13 protein-coding genes are annotated in these 17,550 nt (G+C 72.1%); all 13 read right to left on the reverse strand.

Annotated features, from left to right (window positions below; genetic code table 11):
- Nucleotides 1–636 precede the first annotated feature (636 nt).
- The 13 genes from tyrS to pheS all read right to left on the reverse strand — a co-directional run bounded on the left by tyrS (nt 637) and on the right by pheS (nt 17,432).
- Complete coding sequence (tyrS, locus tag BH708_RS07100; RefSeq protein ID WP_076807709.1) at nt 637–1,905, reverse strand: tyrosine--tRNA ligase; 1,269 nt, start codon at nt 1,903–1,905, stop codon at nt 637–639.
- A 395-nt stretch (nt 1,906–2,300) separates the two neighbouring features.
- Complete coding sequence (gene argH / locus BH708_RS07105; protein WP_076807711.1) at nt 2,301–3,755, reverse strand: argininosuccinate lyase; 1,455 nt, start codon at nt 3,753–3,755, stop codon at nt 2,301–2,303.
- Nucleotides 3,752–4,984 carry an argininosuccinate synthase gene (locus BH708_RS07110; RefSeq protein ID WP_076807713.1) on the reverse strand — a complete coding sequence of 411 codons (1,233 nt, stop codon included), beginning with the start codon at nt 4,982–4,984 and terminating at the stop codon, nt 3,752–3,754. The genes argH and BH708_RS07110 overlap by 4 nt, the downstream gene beginning before the upstream one ends.
- A gap of 92 nt (nt 4,985–5,076) precedes the next feature.
- Nucleotides 5,077–5,661 (reverse strand): arginine repressor, encoded by a 585-nt coding sequence (locus tag BH708_RS07115; protein WP_076807714.1) that lies wholly within the window; start codon nt 5,659–5,661, stop codon nt 5,077–5,079.
- Nucleotides 5,661–6,641 (reverse strand): ornithine carbamoyltransferase, encoded by a 981-nt coding sequence (gene argF, locus BH708_RS07120; RefSeq protein ID WP_076807717.1) that lies wholly within the window; start codon nt 6,639–6,641, stop codon nt 5,661–5,663. The genes BH708_RS07115 and argF overlap by 1 nt, the downstream gene beginning before the upstream one ends.
- Nucleotide 6,642: 1 nt before the next feature.
- On the reverse strand, nt 6,643–7,926 hold the full coding sequence (locus tag BH708_RS07125; RefSeq protein WP_076807718.1) for an acetylornithine transaminase: 1,284 nt from the start codon (nt 7,924–7,926) through the stop codon (nt 6,643–6,645).
- Nucleotides 7,919–8,983: an acetylglutamate kinase gene (gene argB / locus BH708_RS07130; RefSeq protein ID WP_083713351.1), complete on the reverse strand. Its 1,065-nt coding sequence runs from the start codon at nt 8,981–8,983 to the stop codon at nt 7,919–7,921. Before argB ends, BH708_RS07125 begins: the two co-directional genes overlap by 8 nt.
- Complete coding sequence (gene argJ, locus BH708_RS07135) at nt 8,980–10,149, reverse strand: bifunctional glutamate N-acetyltransferase/amino-acid acetyltransferase ArgJ (RefSeq protein WP_076807720.1); 1,170 nt, start codon at nt 10,147–10,149, stop codon at nt 8,980–8,982. Before argJ ends, argB begins: the two co-directional genes overlap by 4 nt.
- Before the next feature lie 91 nt (nt 10,150–10,240).
- The gene (gene argC, locus BH708_RS07140) at nt 10,241–11,383 is read right to left on the reverse strand and encodes an N-acetyl-gamma-glutamyl-phosphate reductase (protein WP_083713353.1); all 1,143 of its coding nucleotides are present in this window, start codon (nt 11,381–11,383) and stop codon (nt 10,241–10,243) included.
- Between the two features lie 99 nt (nt 11,384–11,482).
- Nucleotides 11,483–12,397: an endo-beta-N-acetylglucosaminidase H gene (locus tag BH708_RS07145; RefSeq protein WP_076807722.1), complete on the reverse strand. Its 915-nt coding sequence runs from the start codon at nt 12,395–12,397 to the stop codon at nt 11,483–11,485.
- A gap of 214 nt (nt 12,398–12,611) precedes the next feature.
- Nucleotides 12,612–13,721 (reverse strand): family 20 glycosylhydrolase, encoded by a 1,110-nt coding sequence (locus tag BH708_RS07150; protein WP_076807724.1) that lies wholly within the window; start codon nt 13,719–13,721, stop codon nt 12,612–12,614.
- Nucleotides 13,718–16,318, reverse strand: a complete 2,601-nt coding sequence (gene pheT / locus BH708_RS07155; protein ID WP_076807726.1) for a phenylalanine--tRNA ligase subunit beta — start codon at nt 16,316–16,318, stop codon at nt 13,718–13,720. The genes BH708_RS07150 and pheT overlap by 4 nt, the downstream gene beginning before the upstream one ends.
- Before the next feature lies 1 nt (nt 16,319).
- Nucleotides 16,320–17,432: a phenylalanine--tRNA ligase subunit alpha gene (gene pheS, locus BH708_RS07160; RefSeq protein WP_076807728.1), complete on the reverse strand. Its 1,113-nt coding sequence runs from the start codon at nt 17,430–17,432 to the stop codon at nt 16,320–16,322.
- Nucleotides 17,433–17,550 lie beyond the last annotated feature (118 nt).

The raw sequence follows: 17,550 nt of genomic DNA on the forward strand, positions 1-17,550 counted from the left end.
GGAGGCTCGGACGCGCCGGCCGGTGTGACCCGGTGGCGACTTGTTGTGCTTCGTCGTCCCGGCGCGAGTCGCTACTCTAGCAGTTCCTCGCGGCCACGTCCAACTCCGCTGTCCGTGTCGTGCATCTCGTTCAGATCGCTGGGCGATCGTCCCGGTCAGCCGCTCACGGCCGTTCCCCTGGTTCCCCAGGAGACCGGGCCAGCACCTCGTCCTCATCCGCTCGGGGCCGTCGGCTCCTCGGGGGAGCTCCTCGGCCTTTCGCGTCTGCATCCTCGCTGCTGACAAGAGAAGACATTACGCGGCCCCGAGCCGGCGAGCAAACCGGGGATTTCGACCTCCGTTCACCGTGCGCGCTCGCTATACATGCAGGTCACCCCACATTTTGCTGCTCCGGGAAAGCGCTCGTTCACCTCGATGTGACCCACGTCTGAGAGGGGCGTCACGGGAAACGGGCGGAGGTGAGGATCGAGTGAGCCGGCGTCCTGGTCCGCCCTCTCCCCATCGCAGAGGCCCGGATAGTCGGCGCCCCTGGCACGAGCGGGCCATCCGGCGTCCCGGCACGGTCCGATCCCTCCGGCACGCAGAGCGCCCCGGTTCTCCACGACGGGGAACCGGGGCGCTGCGGGGCGAGGTGCGTCAGCCGAGAAGACGCACCATCGCGGCGTTCTTGCGGCCACGACGCAGCAACAGGTGGCGGCCCGGCAGCATGTCGAGCTCCCCCAGCTCCCGGATGAGCTCGTCGGCGGTGAGCTTCTCGCCGTTGACGGAGAGCCCTCCCTCGTCGGCCCCGCGGCGGGCGGCGCCCTTGGACTGCACGATGCCGGTGGCGATGAAGGCGTCCACCAACGGGGTGGTCGTGCTCAGCTCGGCACCGGGCAGCTCCTGGGCGATGGATTCTATGGTCGTCTCGTCCAGCGCCCGGACGTCCCCGCGGCCGAACAGCACCGCCGCCGCGGCCGTGGCCTGGGCGGTGGCCTGCTCACCATGGACGAGCGTGGTGAGGTCGTCGGCCAGAACCCGCTGCGCCCGGCGCTCGTGCGAGGCCTCCACGGTGGCCTGCTCGAGCTCGGCGATCTCCTCCTGGGTGCGGAAGGTGAAGTACCGCAGGTACTTCACGATGTCCGCGTCGGCCGCGTTGAGCCAGAACTGGTGGAAGGCGTACGGGCTGGTGAGCTCGGCGTCGAGCCAGATCGCACCGCCTTCGCTCTTGCCGAACTTGCTGCCGTCCGCCTTGGTCACCAGCGGAGTGGTCAGCGCATGGGCGTCCCGCCCTTCGACCTTGTGGATCAGCTCGACCCCGGAGAGCAGATTGCCCCACTGGTCGTTGCCGCCGTACTGGAGGCTCACCCCGTAGCGACGGTTCAGCTCGAGGTAGTCGATGCCCTGCAGCACCTGGTAGCTGAACTCCGTGTAGCTGATCCCCTCCTCGCTCTGCAGGCGCCGGGAGACGGTCTCCTTGCCGAGCATGGTGCCCATGCGGAAGTGCTTGCCCATGTCCCGCAGGAAGTCGAGGGCGCTCATCTGCCCGATCCAGTCGAGGTTGTCGACCATGGTCACCCCGTACTCGCCCTCGAGGTCCAGGAAGCGGGAGATCTGTGAGCGGAGGCTGTCCACCCAGCCGTTGACGAGCTCGGCGTCGTTCAGGACCCGCTCCCCGGACATCCGCGGATCGCCGATCAGGCCGGTCGCCCCGCCCACCAGGGCGTAGGGGTGGTGGCCGGCGAGCTGGAGGCGCCGCATCGTCAGCACCTGGGTGAGGTGGCCGACGTGCAGGGAGGCGGCCGTCGGGTCGAAGCCGCAATACAGGCTGACCGGTCCGTCCGCCAGAGCGCTGCCGAGCGCCTCACGCCCGGTGGTCTGCACGACGAGTCCTCGCCAGGCGAGCTCGTCCAGGACGGAATGCATCGATCGGTTCCTCTCGGTGGGGCACGGGAAAGTGCCTGGGTCGGGTGCGGGACGTGGCCGACGGCGCATCGGCCCTCGGCGGGCACCGCGGACGCCCGGGCGGGCGTCATGCGTCATTGTCACAGATCCGAGCCTGCGGTCTCGGACGGAGCCACGGCCGGGGCCGACGGGCCGATGGCCGGACGTCCCCGGAGCGGGCGCCGCCGGCCGACGACCGGACGCCGACGGGCCGGCGGCCGGACGTCCCCGGAGCGGGCACCGGGGGCCGACGACCTCACCGGCCCGCCGGCCGCCGGCGGAGCACCGAGCATGCCGCCCGGCTCACCGGGGAGCACGGGTCTCGGCGACGGTGCGCGACGGTCCCGGGAGCGTGCTCAGCGGTCCCGGGAGCGTGCTCAGCGGTCCCGGGTGAAGGACCGCAGCTCGGCGATGGTCTCGCCCACGGCCCGCTCCTGCTCCGCCACCCGTGCCGAGGCGGTCCCGCCCTTGGCATCGCGCGAGGCGATGGAACCCTGCACCGTCAGGACCTCGCGCACCGAAGGATCGAGGTGCTCGGAGATCTCGGCGAGCTCGTCGTCGGTGAGGTCCCACAGTTCCTTGTCCTGCTCCTCGGCCACCTTCACGCAGGCCCCGGAGATCTCGTGCGCACTGCGGAAGGGCACCCCGTTGCGCACCAAGTGGTCGGCGATGTCGGTGGCGAGCGAGAAGCCCTGCGGGGCCAGCTCCCTCATCCGGTCGGTGTGGAACACCAGCGTGGCCATCATCCCCGTGAAGGCAGGCAGCACCAGATCCAGGGAGTCGACCTGGTCGAAGACCGGTTCCTTGTCCTCCTGCAGGTCACGGTTGTACGCCAGCGGCAGGGCCTTGAGCGTGGCCAGCAGCCCGACCAGGTCGCCCACGATCCGCCCCGCCTTGCCGCGCGCCAGCTCGGCGATGTCCGGGTTCTTCTTCTGCGGCATGATCGAGGACCCGGTGGAGAAGGAGTCGTCCAGGGTGATGAAGGAGAACTCCTTCGTGTTCCACAGGATGACCTCCTCGGCCAGGCGCGAGAGGTCGATGCCGACCATCGCCAGCACGAAGGAGAACTCAGCGGTCAGGTCCCGCGAGGCGGTGCCGTCGATCGAGTTCCAGACCGAGTCCTCGAAGCCCAGCTCCGCGGCGACGGCCTGCGGATCCAGCCCCAGGCTCGATCCGGCCAGCGCCCCGGATCCGTACGGGGAGACGGCCGTGCGGCGGTCGAGGTCGGCCAGACGCTCGACGTCGCGCAGCAGCGGCCAGGCGTGGGCGAGCAGGTGGTGGCTCAGCAGCAGCGGCTGGGCGTGCTGGAGATGCGTGCGGCCCGGCATGGGGACGCCATGCACCTCGCGCGCCCGCTCGAGCAGCACCTCGGCGAGGTCGAGGACCTGGTCGCCGACGGCGCGGGCCTGGTCGCGCAGGAACAGTCGGATCAGCGTGGCGATCTGGTCGTTGCGCGAGCGGCCGGCGCGCAGCTTGCCGCCGAGCTCGCCGCCGGCGCGCTCGATGAGCCCGCGCTCCAGGGCCGTGTGCACGTCCTCGTCGTCCGCGGCCGCGACGAAGGCGCCGGAGGCGACGTCGGCCGCGAGGACGTCGAGCGCCTCCTGCATGCCGGCCAGCTCGTCATCGCTCAGCAGTCCGGCCGCGTGCAGCACGTTCGCGTGGGCCTTCGAGCCGCGGAGGTCGTACGGGGCCAGACGCCAGTCGAAGTGCGTGGACACGGACAGCGCGGCGAGGGCGGCCGACGGGCCGGAGCCGAAGCGTCCGCCCCACAGCGCGGCACTCGCGCCCGAGGGGGCCGAAGTCCCCTCCGGGCCCGGGGTCGAGGCGCTCACTCGGCGTCCTCGGCGTCCAGGTTCTCCCCGTTGCCGAAGGCGACGTCGCGAGCCGCGGCCTGCTTGGCGGCCAGCCCGTAGATGTCGATGAAGCCGCGGGCGCTGGACTGGTCGAAGGCGTCGCCCTCGTCGTAGGTGGCGAGGTTGAAGTCGTACAGGCCGGTCTCCGAGCGGCGGCCGGTCACGGTGGCACGTCCGCCGTGCAGCGTCATGCGGATGTCACCGTTGACGTAGCGCTGGGTGTCCTCGATGAAGGCGTCCAGGGACTTCTTCAGCGGGGAGAACCACTGGCCGTCGTAGACCATCTCGGTCCAGCGATCGCCGACGGTGCGCTTGAAGCGGGCCTGCTCGCGCTCGAGGGTGACGCGCTCGAGCTCCTGGTGGGCGGTGATCAGGGCCATGGCGCCGGGGGCCTCGTAGACCTCGCGGGACTTGATGCCCACCAGGCGGTCCTCGACGATGTCGATGCGGCCGACGCCCTGGGCGCCGGCGCGGCGGTTCATCTCCTGGATCGCCTCCAGCGGGGTGACCGACCGGCCGTCGATCGCGACCGGGACGCCGCGCTCGAAGGTGAGGACGACCTCGTCGGCGACCGGCGGGTAGGCCGGGTCGTCGGTGTAGCTGAAGATGTCCTTGGTGGGCTCGTTCCAGATGTCCTCGAGGAAGCCGGTCTCGATGGCGCGGCCCCACACGTTCTGGTCGATGGAGAACGGGTTGTGCTTCGTGGTCTCGATCGGCAGGCCCTTGCGCTCGGCGTACTGGATCGCCTTGTCGCGGGTCAGCGCGAGGTCGCGCACCGGGGCGATGCACTTGAGCTCCGGGGCGAGCGAGGTGATCGAGACCTCGAAGCGCACCTGGTCGTTGCCCTTGCCCGTGCAGCCGTGGGCGACCGTGGTGGCGCCGAACTTCTTGGCGGCCTTCACGAGGTGCTTGGTGATCACGGGGCGGGAGATCGCCGAGACGTTCGGGTAGGCGTCCATGTACAGCGAGTTCGCCTTGAGGGCTGCCATGCAGTACTCCTCGGCGAACTCGTCGCGGGCGTCGGCCACATAGGCCTCGACGGCGCCGCAGTCCAGCGCGCGCCGGCGGATCACCTCGAGGTCCTCACCGCCTTGGCCGACGTCCACCGCGCAGGCGATGACGTCGGCGCCGGTGGCGTCGTGGATCCAGCCGATGGCCACGGAGGTGTCGAGGCCGCCGGAGTAGGCGAGGACGATGCGTTCGGTCACGGGAATGCTCCTAGAAGTGGGGTCGGTCTGTGGTCGGGACGGGCGGGGTTCGGGCCGCGTCCGAGTCTGTGGGTCCGGGTCGGTGGAAAGGGTCAGATGCCGGGTGCAAAGTCGCCGTGGGCGGTGTCGTCGCCGGTCGCGCCGGGCACGGGGACCTCGCGGCGCCCGTCGGCCAGGTCGAGCAGCCGCGCCGCGAGGCGATCGCCGCCGACGGGATCCCGGGAGACCAGCAGCACGGTGTCGTCGCCCGCGATCGTACCCAGGACGTCGGGCATCACCGAGCGGTCCAGGGCGGAGGCGAGATACTGCGCTCCGCCCGGCGGGGTCCGCACCACGACGAGGTTGCCGCTGGCTTCCGCGGAGACGAGGAGACCTTCGGCCAGGCGCGGCAGGCGGGCCTCGAGCAGCTCGCTCTCGGCGGGCGGGCCCGTCGGCCGCGGCGCACCGCCCTCGGGAGGCAGGCGGTAGACGAGGCTGCCGGCCGAGCCGCGGACCTTCTCCGCCTGCAGCTCGACGAGGTCGCGCGAGAGCGTGGCCTGCGTGACCTCGGTCCCCTCGGCGGTCAGCAGCTGTGCGAGCTGCGACTGCGAGGAGACCTCCCGGTGGGTGAGCAGCTGGACGATGCGCTGCTGCCGGGAGGTCTTGGTCTGCGCCAGGGCCCGGCGCTGTTCGCTCATCATCGCTCCCCCGCCGGGCGGGCGTGGCCGGCCGTGGTCGCATCAGGATGCTCCAGCAGCCAGGTGAGCAGCGCCTTCTGGGCATGCAGGCGGTTCTCCGCCTCGTCCCACACCACCGAGGCGGGCCCGTCGATCACGGAGGCGGCGACCTCCTTGCCGCGATAGGCGGGCAGGCAGTGCAGGAAGATGCCCCCCGAGAGGTCCATGAGCTCCTCGGAGACCTGGTAGGGCGCGAAGGTGGCCTCGCCGCGGCCGTCCTCGCCCTCCTGGCCCATCGACACCCAGGTGTCGGTGAGCACCGCGCTCGCCCCGGCCACGGCCTCCCGGGGATCCTCGGTCACCCGGACCGAGCCGCCGGTGGCGGCGGCGATCTCGGTGGCGCGCGCCAGGATCTCCGGGTCGGGCCGGTGGGAAGCGGGGGCTCCGATGCGCACGTCCATACCGGCGGTGGCGCCGCCGAGCAGATAGGAGTGGGCCATGTTGTTGGCGCCGTCGCCGAGATAGGCCAGCGAGCGGCCGGCCAGCGCCGCGTCGCCGTCGGCCAGTCCCCCGGTGTGCTGGGCGATGGTCTGCAGGTCCGCGAGGATCTGGCAGGGGTGGAACTCGTCGGTCAGGGCGTTGACCACGGGGACGGTGGCGTGCGCGGCCATCTCCTCGATCCGCTCCTGGCCGAAGGTGCGCCACACGATCGCAGAGACCATGCGGGTGAGCACCTCGGTGGTGTCGCCGATCGACTCGCCGCGTCCCAGCTGGCTCGCCCCGGCCTCCATCACCAGCGGGCTGCCGCCGAGCTCGGCCACCCCGGTCGCGAAGGAGATCCGGGTGCGGGTCGAGGACTTGTCGAACAGGATCGCGACCGTGCGCGGCCCCTCGAGGGGTCGGCGGGCGAAACGGTCCGCGGCGAGCTCGAGGGCGAGGGCGAGGACCTCCTTCTGCTCGGCGGGGGCGAGATCGTCGTCGCGCAGGAAATGGCGGGGCATGTCAGTTCCCTCCGGCGGCCGTCGCGGCCGCGAGCAGGTCGGGCAGGGCGGCGACGAAGGTGTCGAGATCCGCCTGGGTGATGATCAGGGGCGGGGCGAGGCGCAGGGTCGAGGCGTCGGGTGCGTTGATGATGAAGCCGGCCTCCAGCGCCGCGCCGGCGACCTGCTTCGCGATCGGCTCGGCGAGCCCGATGCCGAGCAGCAGTCCGGCCCCGCGCACCTCGGTGACCAGCGGGCTCTCGAGCGCGAGCACGTCGGCGCTCAGCCGCGCGCCGACGGTGCGGACGTGCTCGAGCACGCCCTCCTCGAGCAGGGTGCCGATCACGGCGAGGCCCGCGGCGGCGGCCAGGGGGTTCCCGCCGAAGGTGGTGCCGTGCTGGCCGGGCTGCAGCAGGTCGTGGACGTCTGCCCCGAAGCTGATCACGGCCCCGATCGGGAAGCCGCCCCCGAGGCCCTTGGCCAGCGTCATGACGTCGGGCTGCAGACCGTCGATCTCCTGGTGGGCGAACCATTGCCCGGTGCGGCCCATGCCGGTCTGGACCTCGTCGAGGATCAGCAGGGTGCCGTGATCGCGGGTGAGGCGACGCAGGGCCAGGAGGTACTCGCGCTCCAGCGGGCGCACCCCGGCCTCGCCCTGGATGGGTTCGGCGAACACGGCCGCCACATCGCCGGGAGCCAGGGCCTCGGCCAGGGCGTGCTCGTCGCCGGCGGGGATGAACTCGACCCCTCCGGGCAGCGGCTCGAAGGGCGCCCGGTAGGCCTCCTTCGCGGTCAGGGCGAGAGCGCCCATGGTGCGGCCGTGGAAGGAATTCGTCAGGGCCAGGATGCGCGGGCGGCCGGTGCGGCGAGCGATCTTGAACGCGGCCTCGTTCGCCTCGGTGCCGGAGTTCGCGAAGAACACCCCGGAGCCGGCCGGGGCTCCGGAGAGGGTCAGCAGCTTCTCGGCGAGCTCGATCTGTGGGGCGGTGGCGAAGAAGTTCGAGACGTGCCCGAGGGTCTCGGCCTGCTTGGTCAGCGCGGACAGCATCGCAGGGTGGGCGTGCCCGAGGGCGTTCACGGCGATGCCGGCCAGCAGGTCGAGGTACTCCTTCCCGTCGGTGTCCCAGACGCGCGTCCCCTCTCCGCGGGCGAGAATGCGCTGCGGGGCGCCGAACACGGGCAGCAGCGCCTCGCCATAGCGCGTGGCGAGGTCGTCGGACCCCTCCCCCGCACCGGCGGAGTGGACGAGGGCGCCGGAGGCCCCCGACGTCGCCCCCTGCGGGGAGTTCTTCTCCTGCTCAGACATAGTCGTCCCTCCTGACCATCGTGCCGACTCCCTTGGTGGTGAAGACCTCGAGCAGCACGGCGTGCTCGATGCGTCCGTCGATCATGGCGGCGGTGCGCACCCCGGCGTCGACCGCCCCGAGCAGCGCCTCGGCCTTCGGGATCATCCCGGAGGTGAGGGTGGGCAGCATCGCACGCAGCTCGCTCGCGGCGATCTCCGGGATCAGCGAGCCGCGGTCGGGCCAGTCGCGGTAGAGCCCCTCGACGTCGGTGAGCATCACGAGCTTCTCGGCGTCCAGTCCCTCGGCGAGCGCAGCGGCGGCGAGGTCGGCGTTGATGTTGAGCACCTCGCCGGTGGGGTCGCCGGCGGCGTCGATCTCCGGGGCGATCGAGGAGATCACCGGGATCCGGCCGCTGGCCAGCAGGTCGCTGATGCCGTCGATGTTCACGCCGTTGACGGCGCCGACGTGGCCGAGGTCCACGTCCTCCCCGTCGACCACGGCACCGCGCCGGGTGGCCGTGAACAGCCGCGCGTCCTCGCCGGACATGCCCACGGCGAAGGGCCCGTGGTGGTTGACGAGGCCGACGAGCTGGCGCCCCACCTGCCCCACCAGGACCATGCGCACCACGTCCATGGTGTCGGTGTCGGTCACGCGCATCCCGCCCTGGAAGGTGGAGTCGATGCCGACGCGGTCGAGCATCGTCGTGATCTGCGGGCCGCCGCCGTGGACCACGACGACGTGGATGCCGGCCAGGCGCATGAAGACCATGTCGGCCGCGAAGCCGCGGCGCAGCTCCTCGTCGACCATGGCGTTGCCGCCGTACTTGACCACGACGATCTTGCCGCGGAAGCGCTGCATCCAGGGCATCGCCTCGATGAGCACCTCGGACTTCTCGCGCGCCTCGGTGCGGGCGGCGTCGAGCTGGGCGAGCGGGTTCTTGCCCACCAGCGGACCGTCGGCCGCGGCCGAGGTGACGGCGTCCGGACCCGGCGCAGCGGAGTCGGGGCCCGGGCCGGGCTCGGCAGCGGGGGGTTCGGGGGGCCCGCTCTGCGGGGTCGTCTCGGGCTGGTCGGTCATGAGGAGTAGGCGCTGTTCTCTTCGACGTATTCGTGGGTGAGGTCGTTGGTCCAGATGTCCCCGCTCGCGTCACCGGCGCCGAGGTCGACCTCGATGAGGGTCTCGCGCAGGGTCATGTCGACCTCGGAGCGGTCGCGGTGGGCACCGCCGGCGCGGCACACGTGCACGCCGTTGACGTGCACGGAGAGGTCGTCGACGGCGAAGGGGGCGACGGACTCGGGCACGCAGCCGGCGGCGGCCACGATGCGGCCCCAGTTCGGGTCGTTGCCGAAGATCGCGGCCTTGACCAGGTTGGAGCGGGCGATCTCGCGGGCGACGGCGAGGGCCGCGTCCTCGGTGCTCGCGGAGCGGACGACGACGTGCACGTCGTGGCTCGCGCCCTCGGCGTCGGCCACGAGCTGGCGGGCGAGGTCGGCGCTGACGGTGCGGACGGCCTCGGTGAGCTCGTCGACGCTCGGGGTGATCCCCGACGCCCCGGAGGCCAGCAGGATCACGGTGTCGTTGGTGGACATGCAGGCGTCGGAGTCGACCCGGTCGAAGGTGGTCGCCGTCGCGGCCCGCAGCGCGGCGTCGGCGGTGGTCGCGTCGACGTCCGCGTCGGTGGTGAGCACCACGAGCATGGTCGCGAGCTGCGGGGCGAGCATCCCGGCGCCCTTCGCGATGCCGCCGACCCTCGCCCCCGACGGGGTCGTGGCCTCGGCGGTCTTGGGCACCGAGTCGGTGGTCATGATCGCGCGGGCGGTGGCCGCATCGGCCTCGGCGCCGGCGGTGAGCTGCTGTGTCGCCTCCGTGGCGCCGGCCAGCAGCGGGTCCATCGGCAGTCGTTCGCCGATCAGGCCGGTCGAGCAGACCAGGACGTCCTGCGCCGAGAGGTCGAGGAGACCGGCGAGGTGCTCGGCGGTGCGGTGGGTGTCCGCGAAGCCCTCGGGGCCGGTGCAGGCGTTGGCGCCGCCGGAGTTCAGCACCACGGCACGGGCCCGGCCGTCGGCCACGGCCTCGCGCGACCACAGGACGGGGGCGGCCTGGACGCGGTTCGCGGTGAAGACCGCGGCGGCGGTGTCGCGGGGGCCGTCGTTGACGATGAGGGCGAGGTCCGGGGCGGCGGCGGGCTTGATGCCGGCGTCGAGGCCGATGGCGCGGAAGCCGCGGGGGCGGGTGATCGACACGAGGTCTCCTCTGTCGGGTCGGTCGGTACGGGACCGACGGTGCGGGACTGCGGTGGGGGCGGGACGGTGGTGCGGTGCGGGTCCAGCCGGATCAGGGGGCGATCGCGGTGCGGGTGAGACCGGTGGTCTCCTCGATCCCCAGGGCGAGGTTCAGCGATTGCAGCGCAGCCCCGGCGGTGCCCTTGACCAGGTTGTCGATCGCTGCGATCACGGTGGCCTGGCCGCTGCGGGGGTCGGTCGCGGCGCCCAGGCGAATGGTGTTCGCACCGACCACCTCGCCCGTGGAGGGGAAGACGCCCTCCTCGAGCACGGTGACGAAGTGCTCCTCGGCGTAGTCGGCCCGCAGGGCGTCCAGCAGATCCGCCGTGCTCGTCGAATCGGCCACCGGTGCCGTGATCACCGCGAGGATGCCGCGGCTCATGGGCACCAGCACGGGGGTGAAGCCCAGGCGCAGGTCCTCGCGACCGGAGGCACGGCGAAGGTTCTGGAGCACTTCGGGGACGTGACGGTGGGTGCCGCCGACGGCGTAGGCCGAGGCGGCGCCGGAGATCTCGCTGAACAGCAGGTGCTGCTTGGGTGAGCGGCCCGCGCCCGAAGGCCCGACGGGCAGCACGGCGCTCATCGACGTCGCATCGATCAGCCCGGCGCGCACCAGCGGGGCCAGGGCGAGGGAGACGGCGGTCGCATTGCAGCCGGGCACCGCGATCTCCCGGGCGCCGACCAGCAGCTCGCGCTGGCGGCGGCCGTCGGCCAGTGGCAGCTCGGGCATGCCGTAGGTCCAGGTCCCGGAGTGCTCGCTGCCGTAGTACGCCGCCCAGTCCTCGGCGCTCTCGAGCCGATGGTCGGCGCCGAGATCGAGCACCAGCACGTCGGGGTCCTCGACGCGCAGGGCCGCGGCGATCTGGCCCGACTGCCCATGGGGCAGAGCGAGGATCACCACGTCGTGCCCGCGCAGCGTCTCCACGGTGGTCTCCTGCAGCACCGGGTCGTGGCCGAGGTCGATGTGCGGGGCCACCTGGCTGAGGCGCTTGCCGGCACTCGAGTGCGCGGTCACGGTGGTGACCTCGATGCCGGGGTGCCCTGCCAGCAGGCGCAGTGCTTCCCCACCGGCGTACCCGGAGGCACCGACGACGGCCGCCCGTGGCGGGCGCACGGACGCGGCGGCCCCGGACACAGGGGCGGTGGTCGCGGACGCAGGGGCGGCAGGAGTGGAGGCACCCGGTGCAGAGGTCATGTCGGAAGTATATACAGCTGACTGCATGATCAGCCAATGTGATTCCTGCGGGCGGCGTCACATCGACCGGCCGAGCCGGACGCACCGGCCGTCCGCGCCTCACCCGTAATGGGCGACGCTGCCGTGGAACGGTTCGGTGAACGCGGAGACCAGGTCGGACTGGTCGCTCGGCTGCAGCTGGTAGGTCACCAGCGCCCCGTAGCCTCCCTCGAGGGTCCGCTCGGCGAAATCTCCGACGAGCTCCGGGGTCGTGGTGCTGCCGGTGCGGAGGTCGACGGCGGCCGCCCCGTATCGCGAGCGAGGGAGCCCCGGCACGTCGAGATCGCGGAACGCACCGTAATAGGGGTTCCAGGCGTAGTCGACGACGTCGCCGACTCGGCGGCCCTCGAACACCTGATGCTCCGCAGCAGGCCCGATGACATAGAAGGTGATCAGCTTGTTCGGCAGATACTTGCGCAGCGACTCGACCAGTTCGACGAACGAGTGCTCGTTGGGCATCCCGGTGCCGTTCTTGCCGTACTCGACCCACTCGTCGTCGAGATCCACCCCGTCCAGCCCGTAGCGGCTCACCGTGGTGGCGACCTCCTGCGCGAACCGATCAGCGGCGTGCGCATCGGGGAAGTTGGCGAAGCCGGCGCCCTGGTGGTTGCCGAGGACCGACAGCGTGACCTTGATCCCCAGCTCCTGGAGCGGGCGCACGATGGTGTCGGCATGATCGAGGACGTGCTGGACGTTCTCGTTGAGGTGCAGGTAGGCACGCTCGCCGTCGTAGTTGATGTTCGCCGCGAAGATGACGGCGACGTCGAATGCGGCGCTCCCGTCGTCGAGCGTGTACCGACCGACGTTCTCCAGGGTGTTGTCGTTGACCTCGATGTAGGCGATGGAGACGGGGCTGCGTCCGGGCCGACGGATGGGATCGGCCTGGGCGGGGCCGGCGAGAGCTGCGGCGGAGAGCCCGCCGAGGGCGAGACCTCCGGTTCCTGCGAGCATCGTCCTGCGAGAGATGGCTGCCATGAGGTCTCCTCCGGTGAGGTCGTGGTCAAGGCCCGGCGGGCTGTGCGTCGTCGCACGACAAGCACCCTAGCCACTTAACCGCATTAGTGCCAGACCTCGGTCGGCCGATCTCCTGCCCGGGATCGCCGGGCCAGGCCTCGGTCGGCCGATCTCCTGCCCGGGATCGCCGCTCGCCGGCACCCGATCTCACGGCCCCGGCATCACGGAGCACCCCTCAGCAGCCCTCCCCCATCACTCGCGCGAAGGGCACCAGCCAGGTGTCGAGCAGCTCGAGCGTCTCGCGCTCCCCGAGCGCGTCAGGGCTGTCGCACCAGACCGAGAGCGAGGCGCCGAGCACCGGATCGGGTGTTCCCGTGGGAACACGGGGCACGTCGAGGTGGACGTCCTGGGCCGCGAGCCCCATGAAGCGGCGTGGGGCGAAGGTGTCCTCGAGCAGGCCGAATCGTCGTCGGCCGTGCGGAGCGGGGACTCCGTCCTCGGAGAGCACGAAGTACAGCAGATCCCCGTGCGAGGTCACGACGCGATGGCCGGCGGCGAGGTAGTCGTGCACCGAGGGGGTCCACTCCCGCCAGCGGATCCACACGTCCAGCACCACCTCGGTGCTGATCGGCACCAGGGGCGCTGCGGATGCGGGGACCACGTGGTCGTTCCACAGCATCGGAGTGCGGCCCAGCTCCAGCGCCCGTGCGGCCAGCGCGTTGATGAACAGGGCGTAGGAGTCGTGCGCCGTCGCCCCGGCACCGAGGAGGCGGCGCGCGTGGGCGACCAGGCGCGGGAACCGCTCGGGATGCTGGGCGTCCGCGTCCTCCCAGGGCGCGGCGAAGAACTCGTCGCCGCCGAGGTGGATCGCGTCCCCGGGGAAGGCCCGGGCGGCGGCCTCGAGCAGCTCGAGCGCGAACTCCAGCGCCTCGGGACGCGAGATGTCCAGCCGATCCGCGTGCACGGCGCCGTCGCGGTCGACCAGCCGCAGATGCTCCCGACCGACCAGCAGCGCGGCAGCATGGGAGGGCAGATCGATCTCCGGGATCAGGGCGATCCCCGCGTCCTCGGCGGCGGCGACGATCCGCGCGATGTCGTGCGCGTCCCAGGCGTCGTCGGCCGCGAGCTCCTCGACACCGGGCAGCCGCACCCCGACCCGATGGGTCTCGGTCAGGTGCAGGTGCAGCGCCGTGAAGCCCAGGTCCGCCATCCGGCCGATGAGGCCGACGACCGCCTCGACGCTGAACGCCTTCCGGCCGACGTCGAGGCTGACGCCTCGATAGGCCGCCGTGGCCAGGCCGCTGAGCGGCGTGCCCGTCGTCGCCGACCGGACGTCGCCCCTCACGCCCGGAGCACTCCTCCCACAGCGGTCTCCACGGCGGCGATGCAGCGCGCGCGTGCCTCCCCGATCTGTTCCGCGCTCAGCGTGCCCTCGGCCGAGCGCAGCCGCACGGAGAAGGCCAGCGACTTCTTGCCGTCGCCGATCTGTTCGCCGGTGTACACGTCGAACAGGTGCACGTCCTCGGCGAGGTCGCCGATGCCCACCACGATCGCGGCCTCGACCGCGCTCGCCGCGACCGAATCCTCCACCACGAAGGCGAAGTCCTCCTTGGCCAGCGGGTACGTGGGAACCGGGACGGCCCGCACCACGCTCGGCGCCGAGGCGATCAGAGCCTCGAGATCGAGCTCCAGGGCGCTGGTGCGCGCCGGGAGCGAGAACTCCGCGACCACGGCGGGATGCAGCTCACCGGCATGGCCGACGACGACGGACGCCCCGTCGGGCCCGGAGACGTGCAGCTCCCCGGCGCGACCGGGATGGAAGGGCGCGATCTCGCGCTGGCGCACCTCGAGGTGGGCGCCGACGGCCGCGGCCGCGCGACGGGCGAGGTCGAGGGCGTCGGCCCAGCCCCAGGGCGCGGGATCGCCCTGCCAGGATCCCGGCCCGGAGGCGCCGCCGACGACGGCCCCCAGGCTGCGGGTCTGCGCGGGCAGCGCGCCGAGGATCTCCTCGAGCTCGGCGTCGGTGGGACGCTGGGCGGCTGCGGGGATCGGCGAGCGCGCCTGCGCCCCGCGGGCGATCGAGGTGGTGGCGACCTGGAAGATCGCCACCGATTCCGCGCCCCGTCCGAGGTTGCGCCGCGCCACGGGCAGCAGGGTCTGCAGCAGGGAGGTGCGCAGCAGGGGCTCGTCGTCGGCCAGCGGGTTCAGCAGCCGCACGGCCTCGCGTCGGGGGTCATCCTCCTCGTAGCCGAGGGTGTCGAAGATGTCGTCGGCGACGAACGGGGCGGAGGCGACCTCGGTCAGTCCCGCCTCGACCAGCGCCCGGTTCGCATCGCGGCGCGCCCGCTGGGCGCGGGTCAGACCGCGACCGCCGGGCGCCGTCGGCAGCACCGAGGGAATCTTTTCGTAACCGACCAGGCGCGCGATCTCCTCGACCAGGTCCTCACGCAGGGTGAGGTCCGGGCGCCACGACGGCGGGGTGACCACGAGGGTGTCCTCGCCGCCCTCGTCGACGGTGCAGCCGATCTGTTCGAGGGCCCCGCGCACCTGCTCCGGGGTGTACTCGATCCCGACCACGCGCTCGGCGTCGCCGAGAGCGAGGGTGATCGCGACCGGCTGCTGGACCGTTCCCTCGTCGGTGACCTCCGGAGCGATCGTCCCGCCGCCGAACTCGACCACCAGCTGGGCCGCGCGGTGGGCGGCGACCAGCGGCAGCTGCGGGTCCACGCCGCGTTCGAAGCGCTTGGAGGCCTCCGACGGGAGACGGTGGCGACGGGCGGAGCGGGCCACCGTGACGGGGTCGAAGGTCGCGGCCTCCAGGACGATGTCCCGTGTGGCCGGGGAGACCTCGGTGTCCTCGCCGCCCATGACGCCGGCGATGCCGAGCACGCGGGCACCCTCGCCGCCGTCGCTGTCTGTGATCAACAGGTCCTCGGCATCGAGCGTGCGCTCCACGTCGTCGAGGGTGGTCAGCGACTCGCCCGCCCGGGCACGGCGCACCACGATCGGGGCGACGACCTGGTCGGCGTCGTAGGCGTGCAGCGGCTGGCCGAGATCGAGCATGACGTAGTTGGTCACGTCGACGATCAGGGAGATCGGCCGCATACCGGCCTGGGTGAGGCGCCGCGACATCCACCGGGGCGTCTGCGCGGTGGGATCCACGCCGCGCACCTCGAGCGCGACGAAACGGCGGCAGCCCTGGGCGCCCCCGAGCGCGGCGTCGTCGCGCAGCTGCACCGCGACGCCGGGCCCGGCCGGGGCCGGGACCTCGACGGTGGTGGCCGGGTCCGTGAAGTCCGCGCCGATGGCGTGGGAGTACTCGCGGGCCACACCGCGCATCGAGAAGCAGTACCCGCGATCGGGGGTCACATTGATCTCGACGACTTCGTCGGACAGCCCCAGCAGCGCGATCGCGTCATCGCCGGGCTCGCCGGTCAGTCCCTCGGCATGGCCGCGGCCGAGCACGATGATGCCGTCCTCGCCCGACGGGTCCTCGCCCAGCCCCAGTTCCTCGCCCGAGCAGATCATCCCGTCGGACGTGTGCCCGTAGGTCTTCCGCGCGGCGATCGCGAAGTCTCCGGGCAGCACGGTGCCCGGCAGGGAGACCACGACGAGATCGCCCGCGACGAAGTTGTGCGCGCCGCAGACGATGCCGCGGCTGGGGCGCTCCGCGCCGGGCTGGGGGTCCTTCGGGTCGTCGGCATCCTCGTTGTGCTCGGGGCCGACGTCCACGCGCACCCAGTTGATGGTCTTGCCGTTCTTCTGCGGCTCGCCGACGAGCTCGAGCACGCGGCCGACGACCAGCGGGCCGGTCACCTGCGCGCCGAAGATCGTCTCCTCCTCGAGGCCGACCCGGGAGAGGTCGGTGGCGACCTGCAGGGCCGAGGCGTCGGCGGGCAGGGTCGTGTGCTCGGCGAGCCAGGTCAGGGGAATGCGGGGCATCTCAGATCTCCGTCCCGTAGTGCTGGGAGAAGCGGATGTCGCCCTCCACCATGTCGCGCATGTCCGCCACGCCGTTGCGCAGCATGAGCAGGCGCTCGATCCCGAGGCCGAAGGCGAAGCCCTGGTACCGCTCGGGGTCCACCCCCGCGGCGCGCAGCACGTTCGGGTGGACCATGCCGCAGCCGCCCATCTCGATCCAGCCGGTGCCGCCGCAGACCCGGCAGTCCGGGTCCGCGTCGTGGTCCAGGCCCAGCCGTGCCTCGCAGCGGAAACAGCGGAAGTCCATCTCCGCGCTGGGCTCGGTGAAGGGGAAGTGGTTGGGGCGCAGCCGCGTGATGGGCGCTCCGCCGAACAGGTGCGCCGCGAAAGCGTCCAGGGTCCCGACGAGGTTCGCCATGGTCAGGTCCGTGTCGATCGCGAGACCCTCGACCTGGTGGAACATCGGCGAGTGGGTCGCGTCGATCTCGTCGGCGCGGTACACGGTCCCCGGGCACGCGATGTACAGCGGAGCGCCGCGCTCGAGCATCGCGCGGATCTGCACCGGGGAGGTCTGGGTGCGCAGCAGCATCCCGGAGCCCTCGGGCGCCACGTACAGGGTGTCCTGCAGGGAGCGGGAGGGGTGCTCCGGATCGGCGTTCAGAGCATCGAAGTTCAGCCAGGAGGACTCGACCTCCGGGCCCTCGGCGATCTCCCAGCCGATCCCGACGAAGAAATCGTTGATGCGGTCGGTCAGCGTGGTCAGCGGGTGCGCGGCGCCGCGGGGGCGCAGATCCGTGGGCAGGGTGATGTCGACGGTCTCGGCGGCGAGCGCGGCCTCCTCCTCGGCGGCGGCGAGCTCCTCCTGCCGGGCGGCCAGCGCCTTCTGCACGCGACCCTTGGCCTGGCCCACCAGCTTGCCGGCGGCGGCCTTCTGATCCTTGGGCAGGTCCTTGATGGCGCGGTTCGCGAAGGTCAGCACGCTCGCATCGCCCACGTGCTCCGTCCGTACCTGCTTCAGGGAGGCGGTGTCAGGGACGGCGGCGATCGCGGCGAGCGCATCGTCGACCGCTGCGGTGATGCTCGCCTCGTCGATCTGGGGCGCCTCGGGCGCGGGGGATGTGTCGGACACGGGCATCGCTTTCGTCGGGAGTCGTCCTGGGAGGGCACGGGGTGCGGGCACCGGGGCACGGCACCGCGGATCATTCTAGAAGAGAAGGGCCGAGCATGCCGATCGGCGGGACGCGGCATCGGCA

Origin of the sequence: Brachybacterium sp. P6-10-X1, from assembly GCF_001969445.1 — a bacterium.
Taxonomy (GTDB): domain Bacteria; phylum Actinomycetota; class Actinomycetes; order Actinomycetales; family Dermabacteraceae; genus Brachybacterium.

Excerpts from the sequence above, each read along its gene's own strand:
- pheT (WP_076807726.1), bottom strand. The coding sequence starts at position 16,318 with ATGCCCCGCATTCCCCTGACCTGGCTCGCCGAGCACACGACCCTGCCC.
- BH708_RS07145 (WP_076807722.1), bottom strand. The coding sequence starts at position 12,397 with ATGGCAGCCATCTCTCGCAGGACGATGCTCGCAGGAACCGGAGGTCTC.
- pheS (WP_076807728.1), bottom strand. The coding sequence starts at position 17,432 with ATGCCCGTGTCCGACACATCCCCCGCGCCCGAGGCGCCCCAGATCGAC.
- tyrS (WP_076807709.1), bottom strand. The coding sequence starts at position 1,905 with ATGCATTCCGTCCTGGACGAGCTCGCCTGGCGAGGACTCGTCGTGCAG.
- BH708_RS07115 (WP_076807714.1), bottom strand. The coding sequence starts at position 5,661 with ATGAGCGAACAGCGCCGGGCCCTGGCGCAGACCAAGACCTCCCGGCAG.
- argF (WP_076807717.1), bottom strand. The coding sequence starts at position 6,641 with ATGCCCCGCCATTTCCTGCGCGACGACGATCTCGCCCCCGCCGAGCAG.
- argB (WP_083713351.1), bottom strand. The coding sequence starts at position 8,983 with ATGACCGACCAGCCCGAGACGACCCCGCAGAGCGGGCCCCCCGAACCC.
- BH708_RS07125 (WP_076807718.1), bottom strand. The coding sequence starts at position 7,926 with ATGTCTGAGCAGGAGAAGAACTCCCCGCAGGGGGCGACGTCGGGGGCC.
- argC (WP_083713353.1), bottom strand. The coding sequence starts at position 11,383 with ATGACCTCTGCACCGGGTGCCTCCACTCCTGCCGCCCCTGCGTCCGCG.